The sequence below is a fragment of the Bradyrhizobium roseum genome, assembly GCF_030413175.1.
In the GTDB taxonomy this organism is placed as follows: Bacteria; Pseudomonadota; Alphaproteobacteria; order Rhizobiales; family Xanthobacteraceae; genus Bradyrhizobium; species Bradyrhizobium roseum.
The window spans coordinates 3,212,350-3,230,797 of sequence record NZ_CP129212.1 but is presented as its reverse complement, the minus strand read 5'-3'; the positions used below and the strand labels follow the sequence as shown (position 1 = coordinate 3,230,797).

Below are 18,448 nucleotides of genomic sequence, written 5' to 3'. Positions count from 1 at the left end.
ACGTGGCTACGCTTCGCGGCCCGCACCCGGCGGCTCCAGAGCTGCGCCGATGCGCTGAAGGCAATGGGCGATCGCCCCATGCATCTGATGCTCGGTGAAGCCGAGCGTCGGCAGGACGTCGGAGCCGAGCAGGCTCGCAAGGCCATGGATGGTCGACCAGACGAACAGCGCGTCGAGAGCTACATCGGTCGGTATGGTCGTGGCTGTCGGCCGGACCGGCATATCCGTCAGGCGCGCCTTCAACAGCGCGAAGGCGCGCCGTGCTTGCCCCATCATCTCGGGATGGCGCTCCGGATCGGGCATCGACGTGCCGAACATCAGCCGATACTTGAGCGGGTGCCGGCGGGCGTAGTCGAAGTACGCCTCGCCCATGGAGCGCATGTCCACCCAGGGGTCAACGCTGCGGGGCCGCGCTTCGAGATGGACTGCGAACTCGGTGAAACAGCGCGTGAGAAGCTCGGCCAGGATGTCGTCCTTGCTGTCGAAGTACTTGTAAGGCGCCTGATGCGAGACGCCGACACGGCGCGACACCTCGCGGAAGCTCAGGGCCTCCAATCCGCCTTCGTCGATGATGCGCAGCGCCTCCTCAAGGCAGCGCTCCTTGACCGCGCCGCGGTAAGCGGCAGGCGGCGCACGCCCGTCGGAGCCGTCGTCAGCGATCATGGTGTTTCGTCATGCCTTTCATGATGGATCCCATCACCATCGTTCGCCCGAAGCGCGGCATCGTGGAGAGCGAGCCGCCGAGGATCTTGCCCATCAGTCCGGGGCGCACGGTCGTCCTGCTTCCCAGCGCGTCGAGGGTCTCGCGCGCGACAGTCTCCGGTGTTTCAGCCTTCCCCATATCCATGCGCGCCCGAGCCGCGAAGCCGCTGGCGACGGGCCCCGGCGCGGAGGCGATGACGTCGACGCCGACGCGCGCGAGGTCGGGCCGCAGCCCCTCCGCCAGCGCCTGAATATAGGCCTTGGTCGCGGCGTAGTTGGCCGCATTGGTTGCGCCCTGAAAGGCGACGATCGAGCTCATCAGGATGATACCGCCGCGCTTGCGCCGCGCGAAGCGCTCGGCGCACAGCCGCGTCATCTCGTAGGCGGCGCGGCAGTTGACGTCGATCATCGCAAGTTCGTCGGACATCGGGATGCCAAGCGCACTGCCGGCCGTTCCGAAGCCGGCGCAGGCCGCGAGAAGGCCGAGATCCAGATCGACAAGCTCTGCCAGCACGGCAGCCCCGGCGCCGGGCGCGCCGAGATCGCAGGCCATGACCCGGGCCGACACGCGATGCGTGGCCCTGATCTCCTCGGCCAAGGCTTCGAGGCGTTCCTTCCGCCTCGCAACCAACACGACGTGAAGGCCGCGGGCGGCGGCCTCGCGCGCCATGGCCCGACCGATGCCGTCCGATGCGCCCGTGATCAAAGCCCAGGGGCCATAGCTTTGCGCGAACGCTGCCCTGGATTGCCCCTTGCTCGCCATGAATCGCTAGCCTCCTTTGGTTGACACCGTCACCCTACTGTCTTAGGGTGACAGCGTCAACCTATCCCTCTTCGCGAGGAAGCCTTGATGAACGTCGACCCAGATGGCGAAGCGGAACGCCCCTCTTTCGGGCCTGCATCGGAGCCGCCGACGATCGGTTCGGTGGCGACGGCGCAAGGCGCTGGCCGGTTCGGAAGCGGCGTCCTTCCCTCTCGTGCTTTGCGTGATCTGGCGCTGGCATGCGGTGCTGACGATTGCGGGCTGGTCTCTGTCGACGATCCGCTTCTTGCAGGCGAGAAGCCGCATATCCATCGTGCCTTCCCTGCTGCGCGGACCGTCCTCGTGCTGGCTGGGCGCATGCACCGGGAGCCCGTGCGCTCGCCAGCGCGATCCGTGGCCAATATGGAGTTCCACACGTCCGGGCATGACCTCGACGAGACCGCCCGACGCATCGTGCGCGCGCTCGAAGACCAGGGCGTCAAAGCTCTCAACCCCGCCATGGCCTTCCCCATGGAGATGGACGACTTCCCGGAACGCGGCTGGATCGTATCGCAGAAGATCGTGGCGGAGGCTGCAGGCCTTGGCCGCATGGGCATCCACCGCAGCGTCATCCATCCTCGCTACGGCAGCTTCGTGCTGTTCGCCTCCGTCCTGATCGCTTCGGACGTCGACGAACTCTCCAAGCCTATCGATTACAATCCTTGCCTCTCATGCAAGCTCTGCGTCGCGGCCTGCCCCGTCGGCGCGATCAAGCCGGACGGCTATTTCGACTTCTCCGCCTGCTTCACGCACAACTATCAGCAGTTCATGGGCGGCTTCGTCAATTTCGTGGAGGACGTCGCCTCAAGCCGCTCGACCGCCGATTACCGACAGAAGCAGAGCTACGCCGAGACGGTGTCGCGCTGGCAAAGCCTCGCCTATGGCCCGAACTACAACGCCGCCTATTGCATCGCCGCCTGTCCCGCCGGCGAGGACGTGATCGGACCCTATCTCGCCGACAAGGCCCGGCACCTGAAGGATGTCGTCGATCCGCTGCGCGCCAAGGGCGAACCGGTCTATGCCGTCAAGGACAGCGACGCGGCGGATCATGTGGCGAAGCGCTTTCCCCACAAGCGGCTGCGTCTCGTGCGCTCCAGCGCCCGCGTCACCACGGTGAAGAGCTTCCTGTGGGGGATGAAGCTGAGCTTCCAGCCCGGCAAGGCGGCCGATCTCGCCGCGACCTACCACTTCGCTTTCACCGGACGAGAGGAGTCCGAAGCGACGGTGACGATCCGCGATCGCAAACTGTCCGTGGTCGACGGCCATGTCGGCAAGGCTGATCTACGGGTGACGGCCGACGGCGCTGAGTGGATCCGCTTCCTCAACAAAGAGGTGTCGCTTGTGAGACTGCTGCTGACACGCAAGCTGCGGCTCAAGGGGTCGCCGCGCCTTCTCGCCGCCTTCGGCCGGTGCTTTCCATCTTGAGCTATGCTGCACAAACCACGGACGGCCGCAGCACGCCGGATCTGGGTCGTTTCGGATCCCGGCCAGAGGCCATCTACTGGAGCGTCGCCATCACCATGGCGGCGGCTTTCGCGCTGACGCTGCTTCTCCTCGCGGTCGACGCCCGGACCATCGACGGCCACATCTCCGCCTGGGCCAAGCCGCTGAAGTTCGAGGCGTCCCTGGCGATCCATGCGGCGACCCTGGCTTTGGTCACGGGTCTGCTCAGTCCGCCGCACCGCCAAGGCTCCGCCATGCTCATCGTGGCCTTCGCCTTCCTTGCGGCGTCGACGGTCGAGATGGGCTGGATCATCTGGCAGGGAGCGCGGGCGGAGCAGTCCCACTTCAATGTCAGCACGCCGTTCCACCGTCTGATGTGGTCGGCGATGGCGTTCTGCGCCGTGGTCATCATCGGCGCAGCCGCCGCTATTGGCCTCGCGGCGCTCCGAGACAGAAGCTTTGCGGCATCGCCCGCAGTAAGGGCGTCGATCGTCCTCGGCCTTGTCGGCGGGACCATCCTGACCCTGATCACCGCCTTCGCTATCGGAGGGCGCATGAGCCCCTATGTTGGTGGGGTTCCGGCTGTCGAAGCACGCATGGTGCTCACGGGATGGTCGCGATCAGGCGGCGACCTAAGGGTTTCGCATTTCCTCGCGACCCACATGGTCCAGGCGCTGCCCCTCTTCGGCTGGCTCGCCGAACGGATCGTGCCCGGCCGTTCGGCGCTTCTGGCCGTCCTGGCCTTCGCAGCAGCCTGGACCGGACTGACCCTGATGGAGTTCCGCACCGCGCTCGGCGGCGCGGCGTCGATTTTCGCGCGGAGCATGCCTTGATCGTGCCGAAGACCTCCGATGAAGGCGCGCTCTGGCTATCCGCCGCGCCGTTCACAGATCGACGTCACGTCCAGGAGGCGGGCTGCGACCGAGATCGATCCCGTCGAGTGGCGCGGACGCAAGACGCGCCTTCAGACTCACTTTGGGCGGCTCGCCAAAACGTTGCTGCAGAAGCCTGCGCGCCACGGCCTGACGCGAAGGATCGGACAGGGCCGCAGCCACACGACGGACAAGGCCCGCATCATCCTTGCGAACATTGACCTCGACCCGCATGAAACCCCGGCACTCCATGCGCGCGCGGTGCGTCGCAAGAGGGGTTTTTGGCTTTGGATTTCGCCTTGGCCATTCCAGCATCTCCGAATTTCCGGAAATCGTGGGCGGCGGGCGCAAGGGGCGATGCGACTACGCATAGTCGTCCCACTCATTTGGTGAAGGCATAGCCCACGCCATCGAGCCAGATCGCGCTCTTTGGATCCCTTGGATCGGTGATGAGAACGTGCCGCTCGGTGGATCGGTCGCCGTAGGCGATGGTGAGGGTGAGACCATCGATCCGGTATTGACCGACGCGGTGCGCGGCCTGATTTTGCGTGGTCAGCGTGCCCGCGTCTTCGGTGCGGGCGCCGGCTCCGCTCGCGCGCACCACCCGCCCGTCGGAATAAAACTGAAAAAGGCTGTACGCCGTCACCTGCTGTGTGCCCCCCTGCGCCATCGTGCCTGTGCCGGACACGGAGCGATACCGACCGTTGAGACGAAAATCCGCCGGCAGCTTTTCGTAGGTTTGCTTGAACGGCAGCGCTTTCCATCCGTACCGGGTGTCGAGCTGCCACTCATCTCCCTGCAGACGCCACTGCGTCCATTGTTCCGGATTCTGGCGCCGATGCGTTTCGAGACCGCCGGAAAAATTCAGGGCCTTCACGTCCCGGAGCGCCGAACCGTCCCGGAACAGCACGACCGGATAGATATCGATGGCAACGAAGCCGCCTGCTCCCACCTTCGGGCGCGTGGCAAAGCCGAAACGCTCGATTCGCTCGAGCACTTCCGCGCTCTCGGCGCCCGCCGTCAGCAGTAACAGACTCAGGATAGTGACGACGGTGCGCAAAGGGCGGCTCCACACGCGACTCATGAAGCGATTTAGCGAAAGCGTGCGATCGCTGCCACCGTGGCCGATGAGGATATGTGCCGAGTTGGGACACACGGCAGGCGCAAATTCGTCGATATCGCGCGGCTGAGCCAGGCGCCGATCGCGGCCGAGGCGGTCAAGCGCATCGATGTCCCGCTCGTCATCGAACGCGATGATCAACGGTCTGTGCCGATGCAGCCTCGGCTTGTATCGCTGAATTGAACGGCGCGGTGCCGGAGACGCCTTCAAGATGGCGAGGAAGCCCCGTGTGGCGATACCGCCTGGCCTGTACAAGACCGGCGGACCGCCGACGCAATGCCGGCTCGCCTGCATCTCAATGCGAGGTCATCCAGGCGCGGGCTTCGCGCTGCGCGGTGGCGATTTCGGATTCCGACATCATCGCGGCGACCTCGCGGCGCATCGAGATGGCATCCGCCCGGCCCTTCAGCGCGGCCAGATTGAACCATTTGTGGGCCGCGACGAGATTGACCACGCCGGAACGGCCGCTCGCCCAGTACAGCCCGCGCTCGAACAGCACGTCCGGGATCGCCGTCGCCTCCACCGCAATGGCCCCGTCGAGATCGATCTGCCCCTGAAACATCGGTAGCTCCCCTTTTTATCGTTGCCGCCCTCCCCCGAGCGCGGCCCCTGTCCACTTGTTAAACCCTGTTATCCGCAACGCCGGTTCCCGGTCTGTTGTTGGGATGATCATGGGCACCAAATTTGAAGGGCAGTTTAAGGTTCGCGATGAACGGGATGTAAATGCGCGCTTCGCGGCGCGCGGCGCGGAATCGCAAAAATGCCTGCAGCACAGCGGAAAACTGGCAATCGTGAAATTCGATTTACCGTCCGGCTTCGTGGAACGATAACCATTGCCGCAGGCGCGGCGTCATCGTTGCGCGTCATCGGACCGCGCAACGCGTCGCGCCATGACGCAGTCCGGCAGCCGATCGGGCAACCGACCAGCGGCGACGCGCATCCCGCCAGCAAGCGGAGGCGAACCCGCCGAGGCCCGCATGCCATTCATATTCAAGGGAGAGATTTCGGCTTCAAGGGAGAGGTTTCAGCGCCAGACGCCCCTGGCGCCGGCTATCGGAGCGCTCCGGCGAAAGCGGGCGTTCCGGGGGGCGGGTATCCGCCCTGAAGGGAACGAGGGCGTCGGCGAACACGTCAGGACCAGATTTCAGGCCGGGCCTTTCGGCGCCGGTAGAAATTGCGGGCAGTTAAGGATACCCGCACCGAACGAAGAAGAACTTGTTTCTTCTGCCGGACCGGTTCTTGAAGCACGACTTCTTGTGAAAGTACGAGCTACCGAAATACGATCCAGCCGTTTGACCTGATGTCTCGCCGACACCCTCTTTCGTCGACCAGAGCCTTTGGATTTTTATCTCAGGGAGACATTCATCCGGGGCTCTAATGACGTGCCGGCATCAAGCCGCCGGCAATTCTTGGAAGAAGCGAAGTTACTTCTTCTTCTTCGCGACCTTGCGGGTCTTCTTCGCAGTCTTCTTCACTGCGCTCTTCGCTTTCTTCGCCTTCTTAGCTTTCTTGGCCATGTTGCCCTCCTAATGTAAGTGAGATGGCTTTAGTCGCTGCGTGCACTCGGGAATCGAGATGCACTACATCCCGAATACACCAACGCACTCAAAAAAACAGCTTCCCGCTTAAAGAAGTGTTGACGACGCAATGTGAGAGCGCGCAGCGCGACGATGTCGGTGACGTCGCAACATGCGCTCGCGTCGATGCGAAAATGCCGAAGCGATGCATGCTCTCACGGCCCGGCATTGCATGAATCACCTGTACAGTTGCGCATTTTTGAATTCGCGAAGATGACGATCGATCGACGATCGCGCGCGCGACGACTCGGCAACTGCGTCAAAATGACGTGCGCACGGACTCTGAGTCGCATGGTTTGGCAACAAAAAAATTTTCATGGTCACAGCGCTCAGGTCTCGCCAACGCGCGCCAAAACGAACTTTTCGGACGAATCGCGATCGGCGATTCGGACGCGCACCTGTCGTCGCGACGGTCGGGTTTCGGGTCACGAGAGACGATCGACACGCCCGCGCGCGCCGCGATCGCGACATCACCGACGTTGTTGGAGCATGATCTGCGCGCGAACGCGTTCCGCTGATGTCGCGAGGGAAAACCGGCTTCCACTTTTCCGGATCATGCTCCGGCGTGTCCCGTTACGGGACGATTTCAGATGCCGAGCTTCGCCTTCAGCAGATCGTTGACGGCTTGCGGGTTGGCCTTGCCGCCGGATTGCTTCATCACCTGGCCGACGAACCACCCGGCGAGTTGCGGCTTGGCTTTCGCCTGCGCGACCTTGTCCGGATTGGCCGCGATGATGTCGTCGACGACCTTTTCGATCGCGCCGAGATCCGTGACCTGCTTCATGCCGCGCGTTTCGACCAGCTCGCGCGGGTCGCCGCCCTCGGTCCAGACGATCTCGAACAGATCCTTCGCGATCTTGCCCGAGATCGTGCCCTCGCCGATCAGGCCGACGATAGCAGCCAGCTGCGCTGCCGACACCGGCGAGGCCGAAATGTCGCGGCCTTCCTTATTGAGACGGCCGAACAGCTCGTTGATCACCCAGTTGGCGGCGAGCTTGCCGTCACGCGCCTTGTCGGCGAGGCCCGCGAGCACGGTTTCGTAGAACGCCGCGCTCTCGCGCTCGGCCACCAGCACGGACGCGTCATAGGGCGACAGGCCAAGGCCCTCGATGAAGCGCACCTTCTTCTGGTCCGGCAATTCCGGCAGTTCCGCCTTCAGCCCGTCGACCCAGGCTTGCGTGAATTCGAGCGGCAGCAGGTCCGGATCCGGGAAATAGCGATAATCGTGCGCCTCTTCCTTGGAGCGCAGCGAGCGGGTCTCGCCCTTGTTGGGGTCGAAACGGCGCGTCTCCTGCTCGATCTGCCCGCCGTCCTCGATGATCTCGATCTGGCGCCGCGCTTCATACTCGATCGCCTGGCCGATGAAGGTGATCGAGTTCATGTTCTTGATCTCGCAGCGGGTGCCGAGCGGCCCGCCGGGCTTGCGCACCGACACGTTGACGTCGGCGCGCAGGCTTCCCTTCTCCATGTCGCCGTCGCAGGTGCCGAGGTAGCGCATGATCGAGCGCAGCTTGGTCACATAGGCCTTGGCCTGCTCGGCGTCGCGGATGTCCGGTTTCGAGACGATCTCCATCAGCGCCACGCCGGAGCGGTTGAAATCGATGAAGGACTGCGACGGCGACTGGTCGTGCAGCATCTTGCCGGGATCCTGCTCCAGATGCAGCCGCTCGATGCCTATGGCGGCCGTTTTGCCGCCGTCGAGATCGACGATCACCTCGCCCTCGCCGACAACGGGCGACTTGTATTGGCTGATCTGGTAGCCCTGCGCGAGGTCAGGGTAGAAATAGTTCTTGCGGTCGAACACCGAGCGCAGATTGATTGTTGCGTTCAGCCCGAGACCGGTACGTACCGCCTGGCGGACGCACTCCTCGTTGATCACGGGCAGCATGCCCGGCATTGCCACATCGACCAGCGACACCTGCGTGTTGGGCTCGCCGCCGAACGCGGTGGAAGCGCCGGAAAACAGCTTTGAGTTCGAGGTGACCTGGGCGTGGATCTCCATGCCGATCACGACCTCCCAGTCGCCGGTCTGGCCCTTGATCAGTTTGCCGGAGTTGATTGGTGCGTTCATGCTTTTCCACTCCCGAGCAGCGCGGACACGATCCGCTCCCATTCGGCATCCAGGGAATCCTTCGCCGCCGGCTGCCCGGCCTGGCGATACCAGTAACCCGCATTGGCCTGATCGCCTTCGACGCGGTGCAGATAGGCATGCACCCAGGCCGAGTTGGCGTCGCTCTCGACCTGCACGATTTGGTGGGCGCCTTCCCAGTTTCCCTTCGCTGCCCACCACAGCGCCATCAGCGCCGGTTCGATGCCGGGCGCCGGCGCGCTTTCCGACAGGCTGGCATAGAAATCGGCCATCGCTACCACCAGCGCTGCGGCGTAAAGCGCCCGGCCGCCTGCTCCACCACCTCGCCGAGCGAGAACAAGGTCTCCTCGTCGAACGGACGGCCGATCAACTGCAGCCCGAGCGGCAGGCCCTGGCTGTCCTTGCCGGCCGGCACCGCGATGCCGGGCAGTCCGGCCATGTTCACCGTCACGGTAAAGATGTCGTTGAGATACATCTCGACCGGATCGGCGCCGCCCTTTTCGCCGATGCCGAACGCCGCCGAGGGTGTCGCCGGGGTCAGGATCGCGCTGACGCCCTTGGCAAAGCAGTCCTCAAAATCCTTCTTGATCAGCGTGCGGACTTTTTGCGCGCGGATGTAATAGGCGTCGTAATAGCCGGCCGAGAGCACATAGGTGCCGATCATGACGCGGCGGCGCACCTCGGCGCCAAACCCCTCGGCGCGTGTGTTCTCGTACATTTCGGTGATGTTGCGGCCGGGTACGCGCAGGCCGTAACGTACGCCGTCGTAGCGCGCGAGGTTGGAGGAGGCCTCCGCGGGCGCGACAATGTAATAGGCCGGCAACGCGTATTTGGTGTGCGGCAGCGACACATCGACCAGTTCGGCGCCGGCGGCCTTCAGCCAGGCCGCGCCTTCGCTCCAAAGCTTCTCGATTTCCGCCGGCATGCCGTCGAGGCGGTACTCTTTCGGGATGCCGATCTTCATGCCCTTGACGGATTTTCCGATCGCCGCCTCGTAGTCCGGCACGGCGATATCGACCGACGTGGAATCCTTGGCATCGTGACCCGCCATCGAGCGCATCAGGATCGCGGCGTCGCGGGTGGTGCGCGCGATCGGGCCGGCTTGGTCGAGCGAGGAGGCAAACGCGACGATGCCCCAGCGCGAGCAGCGGCCGTAGGTCGGCTTGACGCCGACGGTGGCGGTGAAGGCCGCGGGCTGGCGGATCGAGCCGCCGGTATCGGTCGCGGTCGCGCCCATGCAGAGCAGCGCGGCCACGGCAGAGGCGGAGCCGCCGGACGAGCCGCCCGGCACAAGCGCGGTGTTGGAGCCCTCGCGCCGCCACGGATTGACCACGGGGCCGAAGCACGAGGTCTCGTTCGCCGAGCCCATCGCGAATTCGTCGTTGTTGAGCTTGCCGAGCATCACCGCACCGTCGCGCCAGAGCTGCGAAGTGACGGTGGACTCATACGGCGGCACGAAATTGCCGAGGATTTTTGAGCACGCGGTGGTGCGGACATCCTTGGTGGCGAACAGATCCTTGATCCCAAGCGGAATGCCGGCCAGCGGACCGCCCTCGCCCCTGGCGATCTTCGCGTCGATCGCGCGCGCCATGTCCCTCGCCTTCTCCGGCGTTTCCAGCACGAAGGCGTTGAGCGACCGCGCCGCCTCGATGGCGGCCAGATGCGCATCCGTCAGTTCAAGCGCGGTGAAAGACTTAGCCGCGAGGCCGGCCTTGGCCTCGGCGATCGTCATCGATGTCAGGTCGGTCATTTATTGATCGGGCTGCAGAAGAAGGGAGAAAGCGTCTTGTCGTTGGCGGGATCGTCGGATTTCGGCCGCGTCCGTTCATCGGCCTCGAGCGCATCAAGGAGAACGTCCATCGCCTTGTCGGGATCGGCGGCCTTGCCCTGCCGCTCCATCGCGTCGAGGTAGTTCATGTAGGCCTGGTAGGCCTTTTCATCGTCGCAGAGCAGACACATCGGAGCTTCCGATCTTTAAAAAGAATTACTCGACCACCTTCGGCACCAGGAAGAAATGATTTTGCGTTTCCGGCGCGTTGGCGACGATGGCGTCGGCAATCCCGCCATCATTGACCACGTCGGCCCGCTTCTTCATTTCCATCGGGGTCACCGAGGTCATCGGCTCGACGCCGTCGACATTCACTTCCGAAAGCTGCTCCACGAAAGCAAGCATGGCGTTCAGCTCGCCCTGCAGATGGGGAACCTCTGCCTCGGTGACCGCGATTCGCGCCAGATGCGCGATACGGCGGACGGTGGCGGCATCAACGGACATTAATATAGGCCTCGAATGGAGAATTGGCACCCGCCGTATAGCAGACGCCGGTTTTGCGCCGCAACCGCCGGGGACCGCCGGATGGTGCGCAAAGCGCTCATTTCTAGCGCAAAAGCGCCCCGGCGGCCTCGAACCCGGGAGTGCCTGCCATGTCGCCCTTCTCCCGAATTTGAGATTTGTACCGGCTCAGGTATCGTAGACCCCTGATCTCGGGGCTGACCGCACGTCGCTCTCGGTGACAACAAGAAGACCAAAGCAAAAACCGGGGGACGCGGGATGGATTTCATCGAAGCCAATGGCGCGGGTCTGCGCTGCGAGCTGAGCGGCTCGGGCGAGCGCACGCTGGTGCTGGTGCACGAAATGGGCGGCTCGCTGGAAAGCTGGGACGATGTCGCGCCGCGGTTTGCCACATCGCGAAAAGTGCTGCGCTACGACACCCGCGGCGCCGGGCTGTCGCAGAAAGTGCGCGGCGAACTCACCCTCGACACCATGGCCGACGACATCGCCGCCCTGCTCGATCATTTCGGCATCAAAGGGCAGGTCGCGCTGGCAGGCGTCGCCGTGGGCGGCGCCATCGCGCTGCAGTTTGCGGCCCGCTATCCGGCGCGCACCAGCGCCGTCGCGGTCGGCAGCCCGGCCACCGGCATCGCCGCCGAGCGCCGCGCCCCGGCGCTGGAACGGCTGGCGCGGATCGAAGCCGCCGGCATGGGGGTCGCGGTCGAGGATTCGATGCTGAACGGCTATGCGCCGGAGCTGCGCGGCGACCTCAAGCGGTTCGAACGATTCCGGTCCCGGTGGCTCGGCAACGATCCCTCTAGCTACGCCACGATCTGGCGCATGCTGGCGGCGGCCGAAATGCAGGACGAACTGGCTGGCATCACCTGTCCGGTGCTGGTGATCGGCGGCAGCCTCGACCGCGTGCGGCCGCCGGCGCTGGCGGAAGCCGTCGCCAAAACCATTCCGGGCGCGCGCTACGTCGAAATCCGCACCGGGCATTACATGTCGGTGCAAACCCCCGACCTGCTCTCCGACACCATCGACGAATTTTTGACATCGGCCGGCGCCTGAGCCGGCCACCCAGCCTCGAGGTCACCCCGCATGAACCAACCGGCCGCGCAAATTCCCGGCGTCTATCACCGCAAAATCGGCGACATCGTCGTCACCACCATCAGCGACGGCTATCTCGACGGCACGCTCGACGTGATGCGCAATGTCGATCTCGACAAGGCCAAGCAGATTTTGACGGATGCGTTCCGGCCGGCGCGGCGGACCAGCGTCAACACGTTTCTGATCCATTCCAAAGGACGCACCGCCCTCGTCGATACCGGATCGGGCAACTACATGGCGCCCACGGCCGGCTTTGTTCAGCGCAACCTGGTCGCATCAGGGATCGATCCGAAGTCGATCGATACGGTGCTGCTGACCCATATGCACCCGGACCACTCGGCCGGCCTCACCGACATGACCAACGGGCAGCTGCTGTTTCCAAATGCGGAACTGGTGATGCACGAGAACGAGCTGCCGCACTGGTTCGACGACGGCGCGATGGCCAAGGCCGACGAGCGGTCCGCAAAACTGTTTTTCCAGGCCGGCCGCGAGCAGGTCGCGCCTTACAAGAAGCAGACGCGACTGTTCCGGGAGGGCGAAGTGTTTCCCGGCGTCACCGCCGTGCCAAGCCACGGCCATACGCCGGGCCACACCGCGTATCTGATCGCCTCAGGCAACGACCAGTTGATGATCTGGGGCGACACGGTGCACGTGCCGGAAGTGCAGACCGCGTTCCCCGAAGCCGGCATGGCCTTCGACACGGATCTCGCCGCCGCCGCCGCGGCGCGAAAGCGGATGTTCGACCGCGTCTCCGCCGACGGCGTCCTGATCGCAGGGATGCATCTGCATTTCCCGGCATTCTCGCGGCTGGCCCGGCGCGGCGACGCCTACGCGCTGGTTCCGGAGGCCTGGGTTCACGCGCTGTGAGGCTGCGTCGTCGGGCGGCCATCCCGGACTGATTATCAGCGGAATATTCCGCCGACTGCGCTGCCGACGCCGCGCACCGCGCCCCCTACGCCACGCACCGCACCGCCGATTACTCCGATCGGACCGCCGCCACCGCGCGAATAGCGGGTGCGGTTTCCGGCCCGGCGACGATCCTTGCGGTCGGCTTTGGCAGCCTGCTTCGCGGCGTCCGTCATCGCCTTGTGCTGCCCGGCGTTGAGGAAGCCGGTCGAAGGGTAGCCATTCTCCTCCTGCCAGCGCGAGATCGCCGCGCGCGTCGGCTCATCGAACGTCCCGTTGGCCTTCGTCTCGAACCCAAGCGTCGTCAGCCGACGCTGCACGTTACGACGCTTGGCCTTGGTGAGGCCGATCTGTTGCTCGGTCTGCTGGGTCGCTTCGCTGGTCGTGCTTGCCGTATCGGCGGGGGCCGCCGTTTCCCGGGGCGTGTCGCTCAGGCCGGCCGCGGCGAAATGCGCGCTGTCGATGATCGCCAGGATGGACAATGCCAGGATCAAGGTCCGCATAACCCTGCCTCTGCCGTCACGCCAGTTAATGATGCGGTCTGGAAGATATGGATACATCGCGCCGTCCCCGAGCTCTCGACATCCGGCGGCTCCATCCCGCTTCGTCGCGGGGATAAGTGTTGTCCATGGCAGACGGTTCCCCAACCTCGCGCCAAGCCGGAAGTCGGCCCTCCGGATTTTCATGAGTGAACTCCGGCGGCCGATCTGGACGCCGTGTTAATCAATGCTTTTGGCCCAATTTTGACGTCGAGCCGGGCGCCCGATGCGGCGCGCCCTACCCGCCCAGCGCAGACAGCCGCGCCAGCGCGGCGCCCGCGAGCGACCGCGTCAGCTCGGCCGCCGGCATCTCGCGGCCCATCCGCAGCGCCTGACCGGCCCACAGGTTGGTGAAATCGACCTTGCCGAGCTTTTCGGCCGCCGCCTTCAGCGGGCCGAGCGCGGTGGCGGCGTGCGGGAATGCCGGGGCGTCCGGCGAGATCGGGCCGACCTCGCGCATGACGCGGTTGGGAACGCCGCGCGCCGGGCGTCCGGTCATGACATTGGTGATGAAGGTGGCGTCGTCGCTCGCCTCTCCCAACGCGACCCGCCCCGCCGCACTCACCTTGGATTCGGGGCAGCGCAGATAGGCGCTGCCGATCTGCACGCCGGCGGCACCCAGCGCGAACGCCGCCGCGATGCCGCGGCCGTCGGCAATGCCGCCGGCCGCAATCACCGGCACCTTCACCGCATCGACCACCTGCGGCACCAGCGCAAAGGTGCCGGGCTGCTGGGCGATGTTGTCGGTCAGGAACATGCCGCGGTGACCGCCGGCCTCCGCGCCCTGCGCGATGATGACGTCGGCGCCGTTCTGCTCCAGCCAGACCGCCTCCTTCACGATGGTCGCCGACGACATCACGATTGATCCCGCGGCCTTGACGCGCCGGACCAGCGCCGCGTCGGGCAAGCCGAAGTGGAAACTGACCACTTCCGGCTTCAGTTCTTCCACCACCGCGCACATCGCCTCACCGAACGGCGCGCGGTTGGCGGCGGCAAACGGCGCGGCGGGATCGAGCCCCAACTCCTTGTAGTAGGCGCCGAGCCGCGCCTTCCAGCCCGCCTCGCGCGCGGGATCGGCATCGACCGCCGTGTGGCAGAAGAAGTTCATGTTCACCGGCGCGGAGACGCGCTGGCGGATGATGTTGACCTGCTCGCGTGCCTTCTCCGCCGTGATCATCGCACAGGGCAGCGAGCCCAGCGCCCCGCCCTGTGCCGCCGCGATCACGAGGTCGGCGTCCATGATGCCGGCCATCGGCGCCAGCACGATCGGAAATTCGGTCTTGAAGAGGTCGATGATCCGGCGGTCTGGCCACATGGTGTTTGCTCGCTTGGGTGAGTCTAAGAAGCGTGAGGATTAGGCAGCGACGGAATTTCGCCGCCCGTTCAAGATCTGGCCGGCCTCGGTGACGATCCGGTCGACGATTTCGGCTGCCGGCGGGATATCATGGATCAGCCCGACGGCTTCGCCGGCGATGACGGCGGCGATATCGAAATTGCCCGCCGCCCTCGCCGCCGCATATTCGGCCGCGACCGCCCCGACATTCTGCATTAGTTCGACCTCGCGCCCCATCCAGCGCCGCGCGTGATCGTTGATCAGGCAGCGGCCGGTGAACGGCGCCGGCCAGACATTGTTACGCGAGAGATCGAAGATGATGCCGCGGACGCTGTTGCCGCTGGTCGCCGCGCAGATGCGCCGCTTGGCTTCCTCTGGGCCGTCGCATTCCTGGCTGGCGTAAAAGCGCGTGCCGAGCAGCACGCCGGAGGCGCCCAGCATCATCATCGCCGCCAGCCCGCGGCCGTCGCCGATGCCGCCGGCAGCAACCACCGGCACCCGGCCGGCGGCGAGATCGACGATCGCCGGCACGATGTCAAGCGTGGTGCGCGACGCGCCGTGGCCGCCGGCCTCGGTGCCCTGCGCAATCAGGATGTCGGCGCCGGCATCGAGCGCCTGTTGCGCCATGTCCTCGTCCTGCACCTGGCAGATCAGCAGCGCGCCGGATGATTTGATCCGCGGCGCGAACGGCGCGGGATCACCGAACGACAGCATGATCGCGCGCGGCTGCACGTGAAGCGCGATGTCCAGCAGCGCCGGCTGTTTGGCCAGGCTCCAGGTGATGAAACCGATGCCGAAGGGGTTTTGTACGTCGGCAAGTTTTGTCGTTTCCTGCTCAAGCCACGCCTTGTCGCCATAGCCGCCGCCCAGAATACCGAAACCGCCGGCCGCGCTGACGGCCGCGGTAAGACGCGCGCCAGCAATGAAATCCATCGGCGCCGAGAGGATCGGATGCTGGATGCCCAGACGGGCGGTCAATGGCGTGGATATCGGCATGTCCATTCCCTGCATTCTGGACAGCAATATAGAGCCGGACTACCATCTATAATAATGAATACTATAGAATTCAGGCATCTGTAAAATGAAACGGGCCGTGCCATGGAGCTGAGCGACCTCCTCACCTTTTCCACCGTCGCCCGGCTGGGCGGCATCACTCGCGCCGCCGACGAACTCAACACCGTGCAGTCCAATGTCACGCAGCGCGTGAAAGCATTGGAAGCCGAGATCGGCACCGCACTGTTCGAGCGGCACAGCCGCGGCATGACCCTGACCGGCGCCGGCCGCCGCTTGCTGCCCTATGCCGAACGGATGGCCGCACTGTCGCGCGAGGCGCTGCTGGCGGCGCGCGACGACGGCGAGCCGAAGGGACCGCTCGCGATCGGATCGATGGAAACGACAGCCGCCGTCCGCCTGCCGACGCTGTTCGCAAATTTTCATCGCCGCTTTCCGCAGGTGCGATTGAGCCTGCGGACCTCGACGACCTCCGAGCTGGTGGCCGGCGTGCTCAACGGCACGTTCGACGGCGCCTTCGTCGCGGGTCCGATCGAGCATGACGAACTCGATGCGACGGTCGCGTTCCGCGAAGAACTGGTGCTGGTGACCGCGCGGCGATGGCAAAGCCTCGCCGCACTCCGTGCCGGCACGCCGGAATCCGGCCCCACCGCGCTGGTGTTCCGCACCGGCTGCACCTACCGACAGCGGCTCGAACAGGTTTTTACGGAGTTCGGCTGGCCGTCTTCCGCGCGGTTCGAACTCGGTACGCTCGACGGCATGATCGGCTGCGTCGCCGCCGACATGGGCGTGACGCTGTTGCCGCGCGCCGTGGTCGGAAAAAACGACAGCGTCAGCATCCATACGCTGTCGCCCGCGCAGTCCCGGGTCGAGACGCTGTTCATCACCCGCCGCAGCGCGCATCAATACAGTGCGCTGCAAGGTTTTGCGTCCTGCCTGGGCAGCAATGGCGAGGTCATCGCCGCCTGACACGCATTCTTTTCGCCGTGCGAAACGTCTCAGCTGTAATAATATAACAGTGCAAGTTGCGCTGCGCGTTTCGCGCTGCGGCGTTCGATCGCAATGCGAGCATCGGACTCAGAATTTTCTGGCCGCCGCGCTTTGCCACGTTAGTATGAGCCGCTCGTTACCAAAAATCATAACGTCAATCTGGGAGGGACTGCGATGCGACTTGCGTTCGTATGGTGCTGTTCTGTTGCTTTGTTGGGTGGGGTCGGAACAGCAAATGCTCAAGACTGGACGAAATCGAAATGGGGACCGAACGACGAGATCGGCGCCGCCAACTACATGACGCCTGAATTGGTCGTGAAGGCGGCGGGGCTGGTGAAGACCGGCAAAACCTACCCGCTCGGCATTCCCGTCGACAGCACGACCCCGGCCTATCCGCCGCGGGCGTTCAAGATCACCGTCGTTCAGCCCGGCCAGGCCGGCAGCCCGGGCCTCGGGCCGAGCAAGACCACCTACAACGACGACCTGATCGATGGCTGGGTCGGCGTCGGCAGCCAGCTCGACGGCCTCGGCCATATCGGCGTCGAGCACGTCTACTACAACGGCAACAAGCTGCTCGAGTTCGCCGATCCTTCCGGGCTGAAGAAGCTCGGCGTCGAGAAGATTCCGCCGATGGTGACGCGCGGCGTGCTGCTCGACATGGCCGCGCATTACGGCACCGACGTCGTCAAGGAAGGCACCGCCTTCAACACCAAGGAGATCGAGGAAGTCGCCAAGAAGCAGGGCGTCGAAATCCGCCAGGGCGACGTCGTGATCTTCCATACCGGCTGGCTCAGCCTGATCGGCAAGGACGACAAGCGTTTCGGGGCCGGCGAACCCGGGCTTGGCGTCGAAGGCGCAAAATATCTCACCGGCAAGGGCGTCGTCGCCATCGGCGCCGACACCTGGGGCGTCGAAGCGGTTCCGTTCGAAACCAAGAATATCTTCGAGGTGCACCAGATCCTGTTGCCGATGAACGGCACCTACATCCTGGAAAACATGAACACGGCCGAACTCGCCAAGGACAAGGCCTATGAATTCATGTTCGTGCTCGGCCAGCCGCGCTTCAAGGGCGCCGTGCAGAGCATGATCAATCCGGTCGCGATCCGGTAAGGTCCATCGACGATCGGCGTGGCGTTCCTGCATGGACGCCACGCCGTCATCGGCTTTGCGCCCGCGCCGCACCGGTGTTATGCGGGACCATGCCCGCCCCCATCCTCCCCCTGATCGACGCCGTCACGCACTGGCCCGAGCGCGGCGCCCTTGTTGGCCTCGACCTCGGCACCAAGACCATCGGCGTCGCCGTCTCCGATCCCGACCGCCGGCTGGCGACCGGCGTCGAAACGCTGCACCGCAAGGCGTTCAAGGCCGACGCGGCGCGGCTTTTGGCGATAGCCGGCGAGCGTAACGCTGTCGGTTTCGTGCTGGGACTTCCCATCAACATGGACGGCAGCGAGGGGCCGCGCGCGCAATCGACCCGCGCCTTTGCCCGCAATTTTTCCAACCTCACCGGCCTTGCCATCGCGCTGTGGGACGAGCGGCTGTCGACGGCGGCCGTCGAGCGCGAGCTGATCGGGATGGACGTCAGCCGCGCCCGTCGCGCTGAAGTGATCGACGAGCATGCCGCGATCTTCATCCTGCAGGGCGCGCTGGACCGGCTGACGAAGCTGCGCGCGGATCGCTGAACC

The 18,448-nt window shown here is 64.9% G+C and carries 21 protein-coding genes; 8 read left to right on the top strand and 13 right to left on the bottom strand.

What is annotated here, in order from left to right; translation table 11 throughout:
- Positions 1-6: 6 nt before the first annotated feature.
- Together QUH67_RS15295 and QUH67_RS15290 are read right to left on the bottom strand one after the other, a co-directional pair.
- The gene (locus tag QUH67_RS15295) at positions 7-663 is read right to left on the bottom strand and encodes a TetR/AcrR family transcriptional regulator (protein WP_300947503.1); all 657 of its coding nucleotides are present in this window, start codon (positions 661-663) and stop codon (positions 7-9) included.
- Complete coding sequence (locus QUH67_RS15290; RefSeq protein WP_300947502.1) at positions 653-1,465, bottom strand: SDR family NAD(P)-dependent oxidoreductase; 813 nt, start codon at positions 1,463-1,465, stop codon at positions 653-655. The genes QUH67_RS15295 and QUH67_RS15290 overlap by 11 nt, the downstream gene beginning before the upstream one ends.
- A gap of 87 nt (positions 1,466-1,552) precedes the next feature.
- On the opposite strand from QUH67_RS15290, the gene QUH67_RS15285 reads away from it, so the two are divergent.
- Together QUH67_RS15285 and QUH67_RS15280 are read left to right on the top strand one after the other, a co-directional pair.
- Complete coding sequence (locus QUH67_RS15285; RefSeq protein ID WP_320416152.1) at positions 1,553-2,929, top strand: SCP2 sterol-binding domain-containing protein; 1,377 nt, start codon at positions 1,553-1,555, stop codon at positions 2,927-2,929.
- Positions 2,926-3,780, top strand: a complete 855-nt coding sequence (locus QUH67_RS15280; protein ID WP_300947500.1) for a hypothetical protein — start codon at positions 2,926-2,928, stop codon at positions 3,778-3,780. The genes QUH67_RS15285 and QUH67_RS15280 overlap by 4 nt, the downstream gene beginning before the upstream one ends.
- A gap of 51 nt (positions 3,781-3,831) precedes the next feature.
- Here the strand turns inward: QUH67_RS15280 and QUH67_RS15275 are convergent, their stop codons facing one another.
- The 3 genes from QUH67_RS15275 to QUH67_RS15265 all read right to left on the bottom strand — a co-directional run bounded on the left by QUH67_RS15275 (position 3,832) and on the right by QUH67_RS15265 (position 5,501).
- Complete coding sequence (locus QUH67_RS15275) at positions 3,832-4,053, bottom strand: hypothetical protein (RefSeq protein WP_300947499.1); 222 nt, start codon at positions 4,051-4,053, stop codon at positions 3,832-3,834.
- 148 nt (positions 4,054-4,201) lie between these two features.
- A complete protein-coding gene (locus QUH67_RS15270) occupies positions 4,202-5,080 on the bottom strand; it encodes a hypothetical protein (protein ID WP_300947498.1) in 879 nt (292 codons plus the stop codon).
- Positions 5,081-5,234: 154 nt separating this feature from the next.
- A complete protein-coding gene (locus tag QUH67_RS15265; protein WP_300947497.1) occupies positions 5,235-5,501 on the bottom strand; it encodes a hypothetical protein in 267 nt (88 codons plus the stop codon).
- 109 nt (positions 5,502-5,610) lie between these two features.
- Between QUH67_RS15265 and QUH67_RS15260 the strand changes: the two genes are divergently transcribed.
- Complete coding sequence (locus QUH67_RS15260) at positions 5,611-5,769, top strand: hypothetical protein (protein ID WP_300947496.1); 159 nt, start codon at positions 5,611-5,613, stop codon at positions 5,767-5,769.
- A gap of 1,333 nt (positions 5,770-7,102) precedes the next feature.
- On the opposite strand, the gene gatB is transcribed toward QUH67_RS15260, so the two are convergent.
- From gatB to gatC, 5 genes are read right to left on the bottom strand one after another with little or no spacing between them, the layout of a single operon-like run.
- Positions 7,103-8,587: an Asp-tRNA(Asn)/Glu-tRNA(Gln) amidotransferase subunit GatB gene (gene gatB, locus QUH67_RS15255; RefSeq protein ID WP_300947495.1), complete on the bottom strand. Its 1,485-nt coding sequence runs from the start codon at positions 8,585-8,587 to the stop codon at positions 7,103-7,105.
- Positions 8,584-8,877, bottom strand: coding sequence for a hypothetical protein (locus tag QUH67_RS15250; RefSeq protein ID WP_300947494.1), 294 nt, complete (start codon positions 8,875-8,877; stop codon positions 8,584-8,586). The genes gatB and QUH67_RS15250 overlap by 4 nt, the downstream gene beginning before the upstream one ends.
- Before the next feature lie 2 nt (positions 8,878-8,879).
- On the bottom strand, positions 8,880-10,355 hold the full coding sequence (gene gatA, locus QUH67_RS15245) for an Asp-tRNA(Asn)/Glu-tRNA(Gln) amidotransferase subunit GatA (RefSeq protein ID WP_300947493.1): 1,476 nt from the start codon (positions 10,353-10,355) through the stop codon (positions 8,880-8,882).
- Positions 10,352-10,564, bottom strand: coding sequence for a hypothetical protein (locus tag QUH67_RS15240; RefSeq protein ID WP_300947492.1), 213 nt, complete (start codon positions 10,562-10,564; stop codon positions 10,352-10,354). Before QUH67_RS15240 ends, gatA begins: the two co-directional genes overlap by 4 nt.
- Positions 10,565-10,589: 25 nt before the next feature.
- Positions 10,590-10,877 carry an Asp-tRNA(Asn)/Glu-tRNA(Gln) amidotransferase subunit GatC gene (gene gatC, locus QUH67_RS15235; RefSeq protein ID WP_300947491.1) on the bottom strand — a complete coding sequence of 96 codons (288 nt, stop codon included), beginning with the start codon at positions 10,875-10,877 and terminating at the stop codon, positions 10,590-10,592.
- 276 nt (positions 10,878-11,153) lie between these two features.
- Between gatC and QUH67_RS15230 the strand changes: the two genes are divergently transcribed.
- Complete coding sequence (locus QUH67_RS15230; protein ID WP_300947490.1) at positions 11,154-11,945, top strand: alpha/beta fold hydrolase; 792 nt, start codon at positions 11,154-11,156, stop codon at positions 11,943-11,945.
- Positions 11,946-11,975: 30 nt separating this feature from the next.
- On the top strand, positions 11,976-12,851 hold the full coding sequence (locus QUH67_RS15225) for an MBL fold metallo-hydrolase (RefSeq protein WP_300947489.1): 876 nt from the start codon (positions 11,976-11,978) through the stop codon (positions 12,849-12,851).
- 35 nt (positions 12,852-12,886) lie between these two features.
- Here QUH67_RS15225 and QUH67_RS15220 read toward each other — a convergent pair whose 3' ends face one another.
- The 3 genes from QUH67_RS15220 to QUH67_RS15210 all read right to left on the bottom strand — a co-directional run bounded on the left by QUH67_RS15220 (position 12,887) and on the right by QUH67_RS15210 (position 15,773).
- On the bottom strand, positions 12,887-13,393 hold the full coding sequence (locus QUH67_RS15220; RefSeq protein ID WP_300947488.1) for a peptidoglycan-binding domain-containing protein: 507 nt from the start codon (positions 13,391-13,393) through the stop codon (positions 12,887-12,889).
- Positions 13,394-13,667: 274 nt separating this feature from the next.
- Positions 13,668-14,744, bottom strand: coding sequence for an NAD(P)H-dependent flavin oxidoreductase (locus tag QUH67_RS15215; protein ID WP_300947487.1), 1,077 nt, complete (start codon positions 14,742-14,744; stop codon positions 13,668-13,670).
- 39 nt (positions 14,745-14,783) lie between these two features.
- Positions 14,784-15,773 carry an NAD(P)H-dependent flavin oxidoreductase gene (locus tag QUH67_RS15210; RefSeq protein WP_300947486.1) on the bottom strand — a complete coding sequence of 330 codons (990 nt, stop codon included), beginning with the start codon at positions 15,771-15,773 and terminating at the stop codon, positions 14,784-14,786.
- An 87-nt stretch (positions 15,774-15,860) separates the two neighbouring features.
- Here QUH67_RS15210 and QUH67_RS15205 point away from each other — a divergent pair, with 87 nt between their 5' ends.
- From QUH67_RS15205 to ruvX, 3 genes are all read left to right on the top strand, one after another.
- A complete protein-coding gene (locus QUH67_RS15205) occupies positions 15,861-16,742 on the top strand; it encodes a LysR family transcriptional regulator (RefSeq protein WP_300947485.1) in 882 nt (293 codons plus the stop codon).
- A 195-nt stretch (positions 16,743-16,937) separates the two neighbouring features.
- Positions 16,938-17,873: a cyclase family protein gene (locus QUH67_RS15200; RefSeq protein ID WP_300947484.1), complete on the top strand. Its 936-nt coding sequence runs from the start codon at positions 16,938-16,940 to the stop codon at positions 17,871-17,873.
- An 89-nt stretch (positions 17,874-17,962) separates the two neighbouring features.
- Positions 17,963-18,445 (top strand): Holliday junction resolvase RuvX, encoded by a 483-nt coding sequence (gene ruvX / locus QUH67_RS15195; protein WP_300947483.1) that lies wholly within the window; start codon positions 17,963-17,965, stop codon positions 18,443-18,445.
- Positions 18,446-18,448 lie beyond the last annotated feature (3 nt).

Excerpts from the sequence above, each read along its gene's own strand:
- QUH67_RS15225 (WP_300947489.1), top strand. The coding sequence starts at position 11,976 with ATGAACCAACCGGCCGCGCAAATTCCCGGCGTCTATCACCGCAAAATC.
- gatA (WP_300947493.1), bottom strand. The coding sequence starts at position 10,355 with ATGACCGACCTGACATCGATGACGATCGCCGAGGCCAAGGCCGGCCTC.
- gatC (WP_300947491.1), bottom strand. The coding sequence starts at position 10,877 with ATGTCCGTTGATGCCGCCACCGTCCGCCGTATCGCGCATCTGGCGCGA.
- QUH67_RS15215 (WP_300947487.1), bottom strand. The coding sequence starts at position 14,744 with ATGTGGCCAGACCGCCGGATCATCGACCTCTTCAAGACCGAATTTCCG.
- QUH67_RS15240 (WP_300947492.1), bottom strand. The coding sequence starts at position 10,564 with ATGTGTCTGCTCTGCGACGATGAAAAGGCCTACCAGGCCTACATGAAC.
- QUH67_RS15205 (WP_300947485.1), top strand. The coding sequence starts at position 15,861 with ATGGAGCTGAGCGACCTCCTCACCTTTTCCACCGTCGCCCGGCTGGGC.
- QUH67_RS15230 (WP_300947490.1), top strand. The coding sequence starts at position 11,154 with ATGGATTTCATCGAAGCCAATGGCGCGGGTCTGCGCTGCGAGCTGAGC.
- QUH67_RS15260 (WP_300947496.1), top strand. The coding sequence starts at position 5,611 with ATGGGCACCAAATTTGAAGGGCAGTTTAAGGTTCGCGATGAACGGGAT.
- QUH67_RS15220 (WP_300947488.1), bottom strand. The coding sequence starts at position 13,393 with ATGCGGACCTTGATCCTGGCATTGTCCATCCTGGCGATCATCGACAGC.
- QUH67_RS15285 (WP_320416152.1), top strand. The coding sequence starts at position 1,553 with ATGAACGTCGACCCAGATGGCGAAGCGGAACGCCCCTCTTTCGGGCCT.
- ruvX (WP_300947483.1), top strand. The coding sequence starts at position 17,963 with ATGCCCGCCCCCATCCTCCCCCTGATCGACGCCGTCACGCACTGGCCC.
- gatB (WP_300947495.1), bottom strand. The coding sequence starts at position 8,587 with ATGAACGCACCAATCAACTCCGGCAAACTGATCAAGGGCCAGACCGGC.
- QUH67_RS15290 (WP_300947502.1), bottom strand. The coding sequence starts at position 1,465 with ATGGCGAGCAAGGGGCAATCCAGGGCAGCGTTCGCGCAAAGCTATGGC.
- QUH67_RS15200 (WP_300947484.1), top strand. The coding sequence starts at position 16,938 with ATGCGACTTGCGTTCGTATGGTGCTGTTCTGTTGCTTTGTTGGGTGGG.
- QUH67_RS15295 (WP_300947503.1), bottom strand. The coding sequence starts at position 663 with ATGATCGCTGACGACGGCTCCGACGGGCGTGCGCCGCCTGCCGCTTAC.
- QUH67_RS15265 (WP_300947497.1), bottom strand. The coding sequence starts at position 5,501 with ATGTTTCAGGGGCAGATCGATCTCGACGGGGCCATTGCGGTGGAGGCG.
- QUH67_RS15275 (WP_300947499.1), bottom strand. The coding sequence starts at position 4,053 with ATGCGGGTCGAGGTCAATGTTCGCAAGGATGATGCGGGCCTTGTCCGT.
- QUH67_RS15210 (WP_300947486.1), bottom strand. The coding sequence starts at position 15,773 with ATGCAGGGAATGGACATGCCGATATCCACGCCATTGACCGCCCGTCTG.
- QUH67_RS15250 (WP_300947494.1), bottom strand. The coding sequence starts at position 8,877 with ATGGCCGATTTCTATGCCAGCCTGTCGGAAAGCGCGCCGGCGCCCGGC.